The organism is Microcoleus sp. Pol14D4 (genome assembly GCF_036701245.1).
GTDB lineage: Bacteria > Cyanobacteriota > Cyanobacteriia > Cyanobacteriales > Microcoleaceae > Microcoleus.
This window is the reverse complement of sequence record NZ_JAUBQM010000022.1, coordinates 59795-73855: the sequence shown is the minus strand read 5'-3', so window position 1 is coordinate 73855 and position 14061 is coordinate 59795. Positions and strand designations below refer to the sequence as shown.

General features: G+C 49.3%; 10 protein-coding genes. 7 read left to right on the top strand and 3 right to left on the bottom strand.

Annotated elements, in window-relative coordinates; genetic code table 11:
* Positions 1 to 177: 177 nt before the first annotated feature.
* Positions 178 to 1071 (top strand): isoaspartyl peptidase/L-asparaginase family protein, encoded by an 894-nt coding sequence (locus QUA33_RS11035; RefSeq protein WP_333148629.1) that lies wholly within the window; start codon positions 178 to 180, stop codon positions 1069 to 1071.
* 202 nt (positions 1072 to 1273) lie between these two features.
* Positions 1274 to 2548 carry a carbamoylphosphate synthase large subunit gene (locus QUA33_RS11030; RefSeq protein WP_333148628.1) on the top strand — a complete coding sequence of 425 codons (1275 nt, stop codon included), beginning with the start codon at positions 1274 to 1276 and terminating at the stop codon, positions 2546 to 2548.
* A gap of 41 nt (positions 2549 to 2589) precedes the next feature.
* Here QUA33_RS11030 and QUA33_RS11025 read toward each other — a convergent pair whose 3' ends face one another.
* Together QUA33_RS11025 and hisD are read right to left on the bottom strand one after the other, a co-directional pair.
* A complete protein-coding gene (locus tag QUA33_RS11025; RefSeq protein ID WP_333148627.1) occupies positions 2590 to 3018 on the bottom strand; it encodes a universal stress protein in 429 nt (142 codons plus the stop codon).
* A 322-nt stretch (positions 3019 to 3340) separates the two neighbouring features.
* Positions 3341 to 4654 (bottom strand): histidinol dehydrogenase, encoded by a 1314-nt coding sequence (gene hisD, locus QUA33_RS11020; protein ID WP_333148626.1) that lies wholly within the window; start codon positions 4652 to 4654, stop codon positions 3341 to 3343.
* Between the two features lie 897 nt (positions 4655 to 5551).
* Here hisD and rpsT point away from each other — a divergent pair.
* Complete coding sequence (gene rpsT / locus QUA33_RS11015) at positions 5552 to 5854, top strand: 30S ribosomal protein S20 (RefSeq protein WP_333066838.1); 303 nt, start codon at positions 5552 to 5554, stop codon at positions 5852 to 5854.
* Positions 5855 to 6079: 225 nt separating this feature from the next.
* Positions 6080 to 6859: a TatD family hydrolase gene (locus tag QUA33_RS11010; RefSeq protein ID WP_333148625.1), complete on the top strand. Its 780-nt coding sequence runs from the start codon at positions 6080 to 6082 to the stop codon at positions 6857 to 6859.
* Positions 6860 to 7215: 356 nt separating this feature from the next.
* Here QUA33_RS11010 and QUA33_RS11005 read toward each other — a convergent pair whose 3' ends face one another.
* The gene (locus QUA33_RS11005) at positions 7216 to 7359 is read right to left on the bottom strand and encodes a hypothetical protein (RefSeq protein WP_333148624.1); all 144 of its coding nucleotides are present in this window, start codon (positions 7357 to 7359) and stop codon (positions 7216 to 7218) included.
* A gap of 102 nt (positions 7360 to 7461) precedes the next feature.
* Here QUA33_RS11005 and rpoB point away from each other — a divergent pair, with 102 nt between their 5' ends.
* The 3 genes from rpoB to QUA33_RS10990 all read left to right on the top strand — a co-directional run bounded on the left by rpoB (position 7462) and on the right by QUA33_RS10990 (position 14045).
* Entirely contained in the window at positions 7462 to 10848 is a 3387-nt protein-coding gene (gene rpoB, locus QUA33_RS11000; protein WP_333041547.1) for a DNA-directed RNA polymerase subunit beta, read from the top strand.
* 149 nt (positions 10849 to 10997) lie between these two features.
* Complete coding sequence (locus QUA33_RS10995; protein WP_333148623.1) at positions 10998 to 12086, top strand: HNH endonuclease; 1089 nt, start codon at positions 10998 to 11000, stop codon at positions 12084 to 12086.
* An 84-nt stretch (positions 12087 to 12170) separates the two neighbouring features.
* Positions 12171 to 14045 carry a DNA-directed RNA polymerase subunit gamma gene (locus QUA33_RS10990; protein ID WP_333148622.1) on the top strand — a complete coding sequence of 625 codons (1875 nt, stop codon included), beginning with the start codon at positions 12171 to 12173 and terminating at the stop codon, positions 14043 to 14045.
* The last annotated feature ends 16 nt before the right edge of the window (positions 14046 to 14061 follow it).

Here is a 14061-nt window from a genome sequence, read left to right as displayed (position 1 = left end):
TCTTAACTTCTACTTAGATCCACCTCCCTCATTATACATGATTTATGATTTACAAATCATTTGCGATCGCTATAGCATCAAAGAAACTACTTAAAAATTGCTTATAATAAATTGATTGATATAACGAATGATATAAAGAATTTTTAAGTAGAGCTTAAGATTAAAAAAAGGAAGCTTATGGTATTGAGTATTATTGTTCACGGTGGAGCAAAAACCATTACAGAAGACAAGGTTGCAGCCAACAATGCAGGGTGTACCGCAGCCGCAGAAGCTGGTTGGGCAGTGCTCGCAAGGGGGGGTACAGCAGCAGAAGCTGTTGAGGCAGCTATCCGGGTTCTGGAAGCTGACCAGACATTTAACGCAGGCTATGGATCGGTTCTCAACAGTAAGGGAGAAGTAGAGCTAGACGCAGCGATGATGGAAGGCCGTTCATTAGCTTGGGGAGTCCTGGCAAATGTTCAAGGCGTATGCCATCCCATCTCCGTGGCGCGAAAGATTATGGATAAAAAACCCATGTTCTTAGTAGCGGATCGCGCACAACATTTTGCTGCAGAAAATGGAGCCGAGATGTGTACAAAAGAAGACTTAATCGCTGATGAGCAACAGGAAGAGTGGGAGGAGGAAAAAGAAGTTATTGACCGCCCCAATACCGTTGGTTGTGTAGCTTTAGATAGCAGCGGCACCTTAGTTGCCGGTACCTCAACAGGCGGCACTATGAATAAACCCGCCGGTCGCGTCGGCGATAGCGCCATTATCGGCTCAGGGTTGTTTGCTGACAGTCAACAGGGCGGTTGCTCGACCACAGGCGATGGCGAGTCGATTATACCAGTAGTTCTGGCTAAGACGGCGATCGACATTCTAGCGTCCGGCAAGCACCCAGACGAAGCAGCGCAGATGGCAATTGAGACTCTGGCATCTAAGGTGGCAGGAGAAGCTGGGTGCATCCTCATAGACCCTCAAGGGCGGGTTGGCTGGGCGCATAACTCAACGGACATGGCTTGTGCTTATAGAACTTCACAAATGGACAAGGTGGCTGTGTTTACTAAGAAAAAACAACTCGTCCATCGCTGAAATTATTGAGGTTGCATTCTCTCTAGTTGGAGAGAGTTAAAATTCCGCAACTAATATCTTGTTTCCTAGGTATTAAGTAGCTGGACATAGATAAACACTTTTTCGATTTGTAGGGCGGGCATTGCCCACCCTACTTTTAATTATGTCGAGCTACTTAGTGGCCGGGAAAACATTTCAATTCAAACTCGACTTGGATGTTTCTATGAACTCAACATACGACTTTCCTTACTTTCAGGGTAATTCTCTTTCCCATTTGTTTGCTCCAGACATCACAGATGCACGTTATGCGTTCATCCTAAATTACCCTGCAACTGCGAGTTGGGCTGCTTACCCCAACAGGAAAAAATACTTTATTCAAGACGGCAGCAGTGAAGCCACCAAAACTTCTTTCGACAAGATTGGCCAGAAGGAACCTTGGAAAAATCTGGCTGTGTTAGGCGATGCCATCCCAGGAATTGTGATTAATCAGCCGCCGAACTCGCTGATTGACTATTGGCGGGAGCATTTGGGCTTCAGCAACAGCAATATGGAGATGATAGACTGCTCAACTTATCTCGAAGATATCAGTATAAGCGATCGCTTTGACAAACTCCTGACTCTATTTCCCTTCGACAATCTCAAACCCGAAAAACACGCCGTCCATCCCGACATCCACTACCACTTGCTCAGCAAAGCAACGCTAGCAGAATTAGGCGTGCAATGTCCGAAATACCAAACCTACAATCTGCACGAAGTCAATCTCGAAAGCATTCAGTTACCAGAGCAATTCCCCTACTTGATTAAAGCATCCCACGGGCTTTCTGGAGAAGGCACTTATATTATCAAAAGCGCCAGCGATCTGAACTACTGCTTGCAGGAAGTGAGGAAATATCTTGATATCAAGTTGCTGGATACGATTATTGTCTCGGAATTCGTCAAGAATGAAGTGCAGAACTATTGCGTGCAGTTCTATGTAAGCAAAACGGGAAATATCACGCTTATCGGCACTACCAGCCAGCTTGTCACCCCAGAGGGCAGCTATTTAGGGGGACTAATTCACTACCGCGAAACCGACATGAGTAGGTTTTTTGAGATGATTGCCGCTATTGGTAAATATGCTCACCAACAGGGTTATTTCGGCGTTATTGGCTTCGACGTGCTGGAAGACTCTGAAGGACAGTTGTATGCCATTGATGCCAATTTCCGAGTTAATGGCTCGACTCCGCTTTGCTTGCAGCGCCATACCTTACTGGGGCTGGGAAAGGAGGTGGCTAAATATTCCAGTGACTGGCGAATGGATGGGACTTTGGAATCGATTCTTGTCACCCTGAAACCCGAACTCGATCGCAAGGACTTGATAATCTTGTCAGCTTTAGAGAAGGTTAAATACGGGAAAATCTACACGGAAATTTACGGGATAGTTGCTGGTGAGGAGATGAAGGAAATGCACCATATCGAGCAGAACTTGCACAGTAAGGGATTCCAGCAATTGGGTTGATATCTACTCTACCCATTGCAGCGGTTATGCGGTTTTCTCCCTTACTTGGCGCGCACCACCAACACCGAACAAGGAGCCTCAGCCACAACCTCCGCACTCACAGAACCCTCCAAAATCCGCTTTAAACCAGTCAAACCCCGACAGCCGATCGCAATTAAATCCGCTTTATAAATATTAGCCAAACGCAAAATTTCCTCTGCTGGATCCCCGGACACAATTTCTAAATCGCTTTGGCAAGGCAACTTTTCCTGATAAGATTGCAGTAACTTCTCCACCTCTCGGTAAGCAATCTCAACTCCCTGAGCGTGAGGTCGATCGACAACCGCGTCAAAATCCGACGTACCAGAACTCACAACATGAACTAGAATCACCTTTGCCGTCGGTTCTAGCTGAAATTGCCCTACAACTTGCAAAACCCGTTCTGCAAGCTCTGAATTGTCGATCGCTACCAAAACAGTATTCAATACCATGCACCTTTAAATCTCAGATATTTAGACTTTAAATTTTTAGTTGATTGTCGCCTACTTTCCCCAATTTTCGCTTCCCACCAACATAATTATTACCTACCCAGAAACCCGGTTTCCTAACCGAATTGCGTCATTTAAGCAAGATTCTTGAAGAAACCGGGTTTCTTAAGCCCGCAGTTCGTAAGTAGGTAGGTGCAAATAAACTGGACCGCTTGTCACAGAATGTAAAGCTACCATAATCGCAAGAGAATTGCTTCCTTTCATTGCATTTCACTCGCTTTTGACTACCTATGTATTTTGCCGATCATCTACTTAAATCTACCATCTAAAACTCACCCTCTCCCTCTTTTTCAGTCCGCAGCCGCACCGAATCAGCGTGAGAAGGAAGCCCCTCTGCTTGGGCCAAAACATTAATCGCCCTACTCACCTTCTTAAGTGCAGCCGGTGAATATTGAATCAAACTCGAATGCTTCATAAAAGTTTCGACACCCAGCGGCGACGCATAGCGCGGAGCCCCTGAAGTCGGCAAAGTGTGATTCGGGCCAGCCAAATAATCACCTACAGCTTCCGGCGTCGAGCAGCCCAAGAAAATCGCCCCAGCGTGGCGAATTTGGTCCAGCAAAGCCCAAGGATCTGCAACTTGCAATTCCAAGTGTTCGGGCGCAAACTCGTTAGAGAGTTCCGCCGCAGCTTTGAGCGAGTCCACTACCACGACTAAACCATAGTTGACGATCGCCTTTTCTGTTAAAGTTCGGCGCGGGTGATTTGCCAACTGTCTGTCTACCTCAGCCACCACCTTCCTAGCCAGCACCGAATCCGCCGTCAGCAAAATTGCCGACGCCATCGAATCGTGCTCAGCTTGAGCCAACATATCCGCAGCCACGTGCACGGGATTCGCCGAACCATCCGCAATAATCAGCACCTCCGACGGGCCAGCCAGAGAATCGATCCCCACAGTCCCGTAAACCAGTTTTTTAGCTAGGGTGACGTAAATATTCCCCGGCCCAGTAATTAAATCCACCTTCGGAATAGTTTCCGTACCGTAGGCCAAAGCCGCGATCGCCTGCGCCCCGCCTACGCGATAAATCTCATCAACTCCCGCTTCCTGAGCCGCTACCAGCACCGCAGGATTCATTTTCTTCTCCTGTCCGGGGGGAGTACACATCACCAGTCTCGGCACCTTGGCGACCTTCGCAGGAACCGCATTCATGATCACCGAGCTCGGATAGGACGCCTGACCCCCAGGAATGTAGATTCCCGCTCGATCGACCGGCGTGTAGCGCTTGCCCAAAACAATCTCGTCATCGCCAAACTGCACCCAAGACTTGGGTACGCGCTGTCGGTGAAACGCCTCTACCTGTTTGCAAGCTGTGCGGATGGCATTTAATAATTCTTTCGACACCTGCTGGTAAGCAGCATCCAATTCGGCGCCGCTCACCCGTAAATCTTCCACATTTAGGGTCATGCGGTCAAATTCAGCAGTGTAGTGCAGCACAGCCTGATCGCCTCTGCGCCTTACAGCTTGCAGCACCTCCCGCACGGTGGCTTCTTTGTGAACGACAAGTTCGTCATGGGTGCGATCGCAGATCCGTCGCAGTTCAGCTTGTGCCTCAACCCACTGAGTAATGATTCGCAGCATGGAGATTAGGAATGCCGTCTATAACTTCACTAACATTTGCTTGACAATTGGGGATTTTTGTGGGGATCTCCTAGAGAAGTAGGCCACCACCCGTCCACAAGCTTCAACCGCGAGAGTCGCGGCATTTTCCAAGGCTTCAGTGCCGCGTTTAAATCTCTGTCGAGGATTTTGCAACACTGAGGACAAGTCACCACCTTCTCTAGGAATTGCCCGCCAGAGAACCAGGTGCGGAGGGAGAGGGTTGGAACGCAGAGGGGGAGAGTGTCCGACCCCGATAATATCCGAGAGGGAGAGTGTTCGAGCGGAATAATTTTGATTCTGCCTTCTAGCTTCTACCTTCTGATCCGGCTGTCTTTTACCTTCTACCTTCAGCTTTTTACCTTCTACCTTCGGTAAGTGCTTCTTGCCGAAGCCCAAATCACCCGTATTCTTTGTTATAGCTTAACTTGGATTTTTCAGAGAATTGGATTTTAAGCAGAATAGGTGCTATATTAGTTTTTCCAACACCTGATAATTTTTTTATAAAAAAACGCCAAATTATTGTATACTTGAAAATTGCGCGCAAGAAACCGTGACTTTAACTCGTGACGGTGGAAACACCGCAAAACGCCTCTGTAACACCCGTGTCATACCTTTGGGTATTGTCAGGGGTAAAAAACAGGCAGTTAAATGAGTCAATAAAAAATTATTGCGCGGGCGTCGCCAAAAAGTAGCCACAGACTCAGCTCAATCTGAGCGTCAATCTGAGCGAATGGAAAGTGGCTATCTCACTCCGCCATTAAAAATCAAGCTTTTTGCGGTTCGATCCCGAAAAGGTTGTCCTTCAAAATCCCCGTCTCTTGGGACTGTCTTGAGACTAGGGTGTATCAATGAATACCTACTTCCAGCAACTGAACTATGGCAAATATTAAGTCCGCCGTCAAACGAGTCAAAATCGCCGAACGTAACCGCTTGTACAACAAATCTTACAAGTCAGCGGTCAAAACTTTGATGAAGAAGTATTTCGCTGCCGTAGACAAGTACGCCGCAGCTCCGAGCCCGGAATTAATGCAAGAAGTCCAGCAGCGAATGTCTGAGGCCTACAGCAAAATTGACAAAGCTGTCAAAAAAGGTGTACTCCACCGCAACAACGGCGCTCGCAAAAAGTCCCGCTTGGCAAGAACCCTCAAGCCGCACGAAACATCCTCGGTAGCATCTTAAGGAAGCAGAAAGTTCGGCAACGAAGCAGTGTACAAGATTGAAGGGATGGATGTTGAGGGAAGAAGTCAAGCGAGAAGAAGTCAAGCGTGAAGCAGGAAGCAGGAAGAAAGAAGACGGAAGATTTTTCCCACACACTCTCTCCCACTCCCACTCCCCGACTCTCTCACTCCCCCCTCGCCCTATCCCACTAGGACTCTCCCGTATCACCTCTAATCTGCTTCCCCCATGCAGCTCATCGACACTCACGTTCATATCAACTTTGAAACCTACAAATCTGAGTTAGAAGCCATTCGAGAACGCTGGCGCGAAGCTGGTGTAGTTCGGCTGGTTCATTCTTGTGTAGAGCCAGAAGAGTTTGCCGGCATCCAAGCAATCGCCAATCAGTTTGCAGAAGTCTCGTTTGCGGTTGGACTCCACCCCCTAGATGCGGACAAGTGGAAAGACGAGACTGCGAGCCAGATTAGGGAATTAGCAAGTTCGGACTCTAGGGTAGTGGCGATCGGCGAAACCGGACTGGACTTTTATAAAGCTGACGATCGAGAACACCAGTTTAAAGTGTTTGAGGCACAGCTTGCAATCGCCCAGGAACTTGACAAACCAGTCATTATCCACTGTCGCGACGCCGCCGCCCCAATGGCCGAAATGCTGAGGAACTTTTGGCAAACACGCGGGCCAGTGCGCGGGGTCATGCACTGCTGGGGAGGCACACCCGAAGAAACCCAGTGGTTTTTAGACCTAGGTTTCTACATCAGTTTTAGCGGCACAGTCACCTTTAAAAAAGCCTTGCAAATACAAGAATCAGCTTGTATGGTAAATAGCGATCGCATCCTAGTCGAGACCGATTGCCCTTTTCTCGCCCCCGTACCCCAGCGGGGAAAACGCAACGAACCAGCCTATGTCTACTACGTAGCCGAGCAAGTTGCTAAATTGAGAGGAGTTTCTCTCTTAACTTTGTCCCAGCAGACAACCAAAAATGCCTGTCAGCTATTCGGTTTTTCAGTTTAGGTATAGCAGAACAAAGAAACGAGGAAAACAGGTCGATTTAGGACCTAGCGATAGGGACAATTCCATTTCTATCCTGCCAGAAAAACCGGATTCATCCTTTATTGGAGATTCTTTTGGCATTGGCTGTTGCGATCGGATTTGCGTCCTATAATAAAAAGAACCGACCGATCGGGCGTTGGCTTAGTATCCGATCCTGCGATGTCGCCCGGGAACTGCCAACACAACGCGAGTACGCTAAACTTCGGGATCGGTCAAAACTTCAGGCAATACCTCAAACTTACACACTCAAACTTACACATCAGAAGAAACTTGGAACCTCAGCAATTTGGCAATAGCTGTCAAGTCAATTTTAGGAGTCAAAAGTGTAGGGAATTCACCCTGGGATACCACGAGATCAGAGCTAAAAGCATCTCGATCGAAACTAAAATCCGCACAAAAATACTGCGAGCCACAAGCAAAAATAACCGTTGCAGCAGTTGGCAGGCGATCGAAAACATCATATAAATTCTCTCACACAATCCATCAAAAAAACGCAACAAGGTAAAAAAGCCCAGCCTTGGCGCCATGTAAAAAGCTAGAGCCACTGCGGAAAAAGGACCCCCATGACGACTAAAGATTACACAGAATTCGCCTTCACCTTGCCCGATTTGATCGAAATCCAGCGGGCAAGTTTTCGCTGGTTTCTAGAAGCCGGGCTGATCGAAGAACTCGACAGCTTCTCCCCGATTACAGACTACACGGGCAAGCTGGAACTCCACTTCATGGGCAAAGACTTCAAACTCAAGCGCCCAAAATATGATGTGGACGAAGCCAAACGCAGGGACAGCACCTACTCGGTGCAAATGTACGTCCCCACCCGGCTGATTAACAAAGAAACAGGGGAAATCAAAGAACAAGAAGTCTTCATCGGCGACTTGCCCTTGATGACCGAGCGCGGCACATTCATCATCAACGGCGCCGAACGGGTAATTGTCAACCAAATCGTGCGTTCCCCCGGCGTCTACTACAAATCAGAAACCGACAAAAACGGTCGCCGTTCCTATAACGCCAGTCTGATCCCCAACCGCGGCGCTTGGCTGAAATTTGAGACAGACAAAAACGATTTAGTCTGGGTCAGAATCGATAAAACCCGCAAACTATCGGCTCAGGTGCTGCTCAAAGCCCTTGGACTCACAGACGGCGAAATCTACGACTCCCTGCGGCACCCGGAATACTTCCAAAAGACGATCGAGAAAGAAGGACAATTCGGCGAAGAAGAAGCTTTGATGGAGCTCTACCGCAAACTCCGTCCAGGTGAACCCCCCACCGTGGCGGGGGGCGAACAGCTCCTCAACTCGCGCTTTTTCGACCCCAAACGCTACGATTTGGGCCGAGTGGGCCGCTACAAACTCAACAAAAAATTGCGCTTGACAGTCCCCGATACAATGCGGGTGTTGACATCGCAAGATATTTTGACGGCGATCGACTACTTAATTAACCTCGAATTCGACATCGGTTCCACCGACGACATCGACCACTTAGGCAACCGTCGCGTCCGCAGTGTCGGAGAACTGCTGCAAAACCAAGTCCGAGTCGGACTCAACCGCTTGGAACGGATCATCCGCGAAAGAATGACCGTCTCCGACGCCGACTCCCTTAGCCCCGCTTCTCTGGTAAACCCCAAACCGCTGGTAGCAGCAATCAAGGAATTCTTCGGTTCCTCCCAGCTATCGCAGTTCATGGATCAAACCAACCCTCTGGCAGAACTGACGCACAAACGTCGGCTTTCCGCCTTGGGCCCTGGAGGTCTGACTCGGGAACGCGCCGGGTTTGCAGTACGGGACATTCACCCGTCCCACTACGGCCGGATTTGCCCGATCGAAACACCAGAAGGCCCCAACGCCGGTCTGATCGGTTCCTTGGCAACCCACGCCCGCGTCAACCCCTACGGCTTCATTGAAACTCCTTTTTATCCAGTAGAAAAAGGACGGGTGCTGCGCGACAAAGCCCCTGTTTACATGACGGCCGACGAAGAAGACGATTTGCGCGTCGCGCCCGGAGACATCAGCCTCGACGAAAACAACAACCTCTTGGGCGAAACCGTAGCCGTCCGCTACCGCCAAGAGTTTACTACCACCACTCCGATGCAGGTGGACTACATGGCGATTTCGCCCGTGCAAATCGTCTCCGTCGCCACATCCCTGATTCCGTTCCTGGAACACGACGACGCCAACCGAGCTCTGATGGGCTCGAATATGCAGCGGCAAGCTGTGCCGCTACTGAAACCAGAACGGCCCCTCGTCGGTACCGGCTTGGAAGCTCAGGCGGCGCGAGATTCCGGGATGGTTGTGGTTTCCCGGATCGACGGCGAGGTGATTTACATCGACGCTACCCGGATTATTGTCAAACCCCTGGCTGTAGATGCCGAATCGAATTCCAGTGAAGAACATTTCCTGATTAAGGAATACGACGATCTCAAAGTCAAACAGCCCTCGGTTTGGAAGCAAAAATATGCTGGCTGCATCGAACATGAACTGCAAAAATATCAGCGTTCTAACCAGGATACTTGTTTAAACCAGCGTCCGCTGATTTATGAGGGCGATCGCGTCGTAGCAGGTCAAGTTCTCGCCGACGGTTCCTCCACCGAAGGGGCAGAACTCGCTCTGGGTCACAACATCCTCGTAGCTTATATGCCTTGGGAAGGCTACAACTACGAAGACGCGATGCTAATTAGCGAGCGTTTGGTGTACGAAGATGTTTACACATCGATCCACATTGAAAAATACGAAATCGAAGCCCGACAAACCAAACTCGGCCCTGAAGAAATCACCCGCGAAATTCCTAACGTGGGCGAAGACGCGCTGCGCCAGTTAGACGAACAGGGGATTATCCGCAAAGGTGCTTGGGTAGAAGCCAGCGACATCCTAGTCGGCAAAGTCACCCCCAAAGGCGAATCCGACCAACCGCCGGAAGAAAAACTGCTGAGGGCAATCTTCGGCGAAAAAGCCCGCGACGTGCGCGACAATTCCCTCCGCGTCCCTAACGGCGAAAAAGGCCGCGTGGTGGACGTGCGGGTGTTTACCCGCGAACAGGGCGATGAACTGCCCCCTGGCGCCAACATGGTCGTCCGCGTCTACGTGGCTCAAAAGCGGAAGATTCAAGTCGGCGACAAAATGGCCGGCCGCCACGGAAATAAGGGTATTGTGTCCCGGATTCTGCCGATGGAGGATATGCCTTATTTGCCCGACGGGACTCCCGTTGACATAGTGCTCAATCCCTTGGGCGTACCGTCGCGGATGAACGTGGGTCAGATTTTTGAGTGCTTGCTGGGATGGGCCGGCGAAAATCTGTCGATGCGGTTCAAGATGGTGCCTTTTGATGAAATGCACGGCGCTGAAAAGTCGCGGGAAACCGTACACGGCAAGCTGCAGGAAGCCAGGGAAAAAACCGGCAAGCCTTGGGTATTTAACGAAAAGCACCCCGGCAAGACTATTGTCTACGATGGCCGAACTGGGGAACCGTTCGATCGCCCAATCACAGTCGGCATCGCCTATATGCTGAAACTGGTTCACTTGGTAGACGATAAGATCCACGCCCGCAGCACAGGCCCTTACTCGCTGGTAACGCAGCAGCCTTTGGGCGGCAAAGCGCAGCAGGGGGGTCAGCGGTTCGGAGAAATGGAAGTCTGGGCCCTGGAAGCGTTCGGCGCAGCTTATACTTTGCAAGAGTTGCTGACTGTGAAGTCGGACGATATGCAGGGGCGGAATGAAGCGCTGAATGCGATCGTCAAAGGCAAAGCTATTCCGCGCCCCGGTACGCCGGAATCTTTCAAGGTGCTGATGCGGGAGTTGCAGTCTTTGTGCTTGGATATTGCCGTGCACAAGGTGAATACGTCCGACGAGGGCAGCGAGCACGTTGAGGTGGATTTGATGGCAGATGCTGGGGGCAAGCGATCGCCCTCCCGGCCTACTTACGAATCGCTTTCTCGTGACGAACTTGACGAGGATTAGGCATTAAAGATTAGAGATTAAAGATTAAAGATTTTTTGACAGCATTCAATTCTTTAATCTTTAATCGACAATCTCAAATTAAAATGCCTCAGCAGTGGTACGAACACTGCTGAGGCGAATCAACGCTCTAAACAGGAGAGACGCTGAACATGAATATTGTAACAGTTGTCCCAGGAATTCAAGGAGAAGTTGACCGGGCGACGGGCTGTATTAATTGGCAAGGGAGCAAGTTTGGCAACGGTTACGGGCGCAAGTGGATCGATGGCAAAACGGTTTTAGTCCACCGGTTAGTCCTCGAATCAAAAATAGCAGGGTTCCTCGGTTCCGGTTATTTTGGTTGCCATACCTGCGACAATCGAAGCTGCATCAACCCGGCACATCTGGTAGTAGGTACTGCTGCTGAGAATACCGGGCAGATGATTGGGCGCGATCGCAAAACTCCCAGACGCAAAAGTATTCCCGGTATTGGCATATTGTCGATCGCACAACTACGGGAAATTCAGACTCAATATTTATCTGGAACCATCAAGAACCACCTAGCAAAAGAGTATGGAGTACAACATGAAACTATTACTAAGATACTTCAGACAAATATTCCCGATAACTTCACTACAGTTTCACCCAATTTTTTAGGAGAAATTCAAGACAGCGGCTGCATCATTTTCTTAGGTGGAAAGGATGGTCAAGGTTATGGCAGATACTGGAAAAATGGGAAATTAAAATCAGTTACCCGTGCTGTTTTAGCCGAGAAATTAGGATATGAACTTCCGACTTCGATGGATGCTTGTCATACCTGCGATAATCCCAGTTGCATCAATCCAGAACACCTTTGGGCTGGTACTCGCACTCAAAATTTGTTAGATGCTTCTAAGAAAGGACGCACTCAAGGAAAAAGTCATCCTCTTTCCAATGCCAAATTAGATTGGGAAAAGGTGCGAGAAATTCGGCAAAAACTAGCAGCAGGAGAGAGAGTGAAGGATGTAGCTCAGGAATACAGTGTTGGTCGCAAAACCATACACGATATTAAGTATCACGTCACTTGGAAGGAAGCAGGCGAAGAGGTTCCAGTTCCTCGCATGGGTGGATATCTCGATCGCAAATTGACCTTCGAGCAAGCTCTTGAGGTACGAAAAAGAATTAGAGGTAGAGAATCAGTCTCTAAAATCGCTGATGACTTTGGAGTATCGTCAAGTGTGATATCTGATATTAAAAACAACGTCACATATAGAGGAGTCTAACATTGATTTAAGCCGTAAAACAAGCAAACAAAAAAGATAAACAACCACAAATAATCGCCTGTAAATTATCAATTGGAGTCAAGAATGGCAAAAATAGAACAACGCTTTGATTACGTAAAGATCGGGTTAGCTTCACCAGAAAGAATTCGACAGTGGGGAGAGAGAACTTTACCCAACGGTCAGATAACTGGCGAGGTGACAAAACCAGAAACAATTAATTATCGCACGTTAAAACCTGAAATGGATGGCTTGTTTTGCGAGCGCATTTTTGGGCCTGCAAAAGATTGGGAATGTCATTGTGGCAAGTACAAACGAGTTCGCCATAGAGGCATTGTTTGCGAAAGATGCGGTGTAGAAGTCACTGAATCTCGCGTCCGCCGTCACCGGATGGGATTTATCAAATTAGCGGCTCCCGTAGCTCACGTTTGGTATCTCAAAGGCATCCCGAGTTACATGGCAATTCTGTTAGATATGCCGCTGCGAGATGTCGAACAAATCGTGTATTTCAACGCCTACGTTGTCCTCAATGCAGGTAATGCAGAAAAGCTGCAATACAAGCAATTGCTCACAGAAGATGCTTGGCTGGAAATAGAAGACGAACTTTACAGCGAAGATTCCACACTGACGGGTGTAGAAGTAGGCATAGGTGCTGAAGCTTTGCAAGTTTTGCTGCAAAATATTCCGCTAGAAAGTGAAGCGGAAAAGTTGCGGGAAGATATTGCTAATGCTAAAGGTCAAAAACGGGCAAAGTTAATTAAACGCTTGCGGGTAATTGACAACTTCATCGCTACGGGTTCTCAACCCGATTGGATGGTGCTCAATGTAATTCCGGTGATTCCCCCCGACTTGCGGCCGATGGTGCAGCTAGACGGCGGGCGTTTTGCAACCAGTGACCTCAACGACCTATATCGGAGAGTCATCAACCGCAATAACCGCTTGGCGAGACTGCAAGAAATTCTGGCGCCGGAGATTATCATCCGCAACGAAAAGCGGATGCTGCAAGAAGCTGTGGATGCGCTGATTGACAACGGTCGCCGGGGTCGGACAGTGGTGGGGGCAAACAACCGCCCGCTGAAGTCGCTGTCGGACATCATTGAAGGGAAACAAGGTCGCTTCCGGCAAAACTTGCTGGGGAAACGGGTTGACTACTCCGGGCGTTCGGTGATTGTGGTGGGGCCGAAACTGAAAATTCATCAGTGCGGTTTGCCGAGAGAAATGGCGATCGAACTTTTCCAGCCTTTCGTCATCCACCGCCTGATCCGCCAAGGATTGGTCAACAACATCAAAGCTGCCAAAAAACTGATCCAGCGCAACGATCCCAGCGTTTGGGACGTGCTTCAGGAGGTGATTGAAGGACACCCGGTAATGCTAAACCGGGCGCCCACTCTCCACCGTTTGGGGATTCAAGCCTTTGAGCCGATTTTGGTGGACGGGAGGGCAATTCAGCTTCACCCGCTAGTCTGTCCGGCTTTTAACGCTGACTTTGACGGCGACCAAATGGCAGTGCACGTGCCTTTGTCTCTGGAATCTCAGGCGGAAGCGCGCTTGCTGATGCTGGCTTCTAACAACATTATGTCGCCGGCAACAGGAAGACCGATCGTTACTCCTTCTCAAGATATGGTGCTCGGTTGCTATTACTTGACAGCCGAAAATCCTGACGCTCAAAAAGGAGCCGGTCACTATTTCTCCAACCTCACCGACGCGGTTGTAGCTTACGAACAAGGAATCGTTGACTTGCACTCTTATGTGTGGGTGAGGTTTCAAGGCGCCATAGAAAACGCAGAATCCGAGGGAGAACCGCTGAAGGTGGAACGATCGACCGACGGTATCGTGACGAAAGAATACAAGTTCCGCCGGGTTCGAGAAGACGGAGAGGGCAAGGTTCTCAATCAGTTCATTCGCACTACCCCGGGCCGGATTATCTATCACCAAACCATCGAATCGGTAATTAACAATTAGAAAGAGGTAAGGGGTA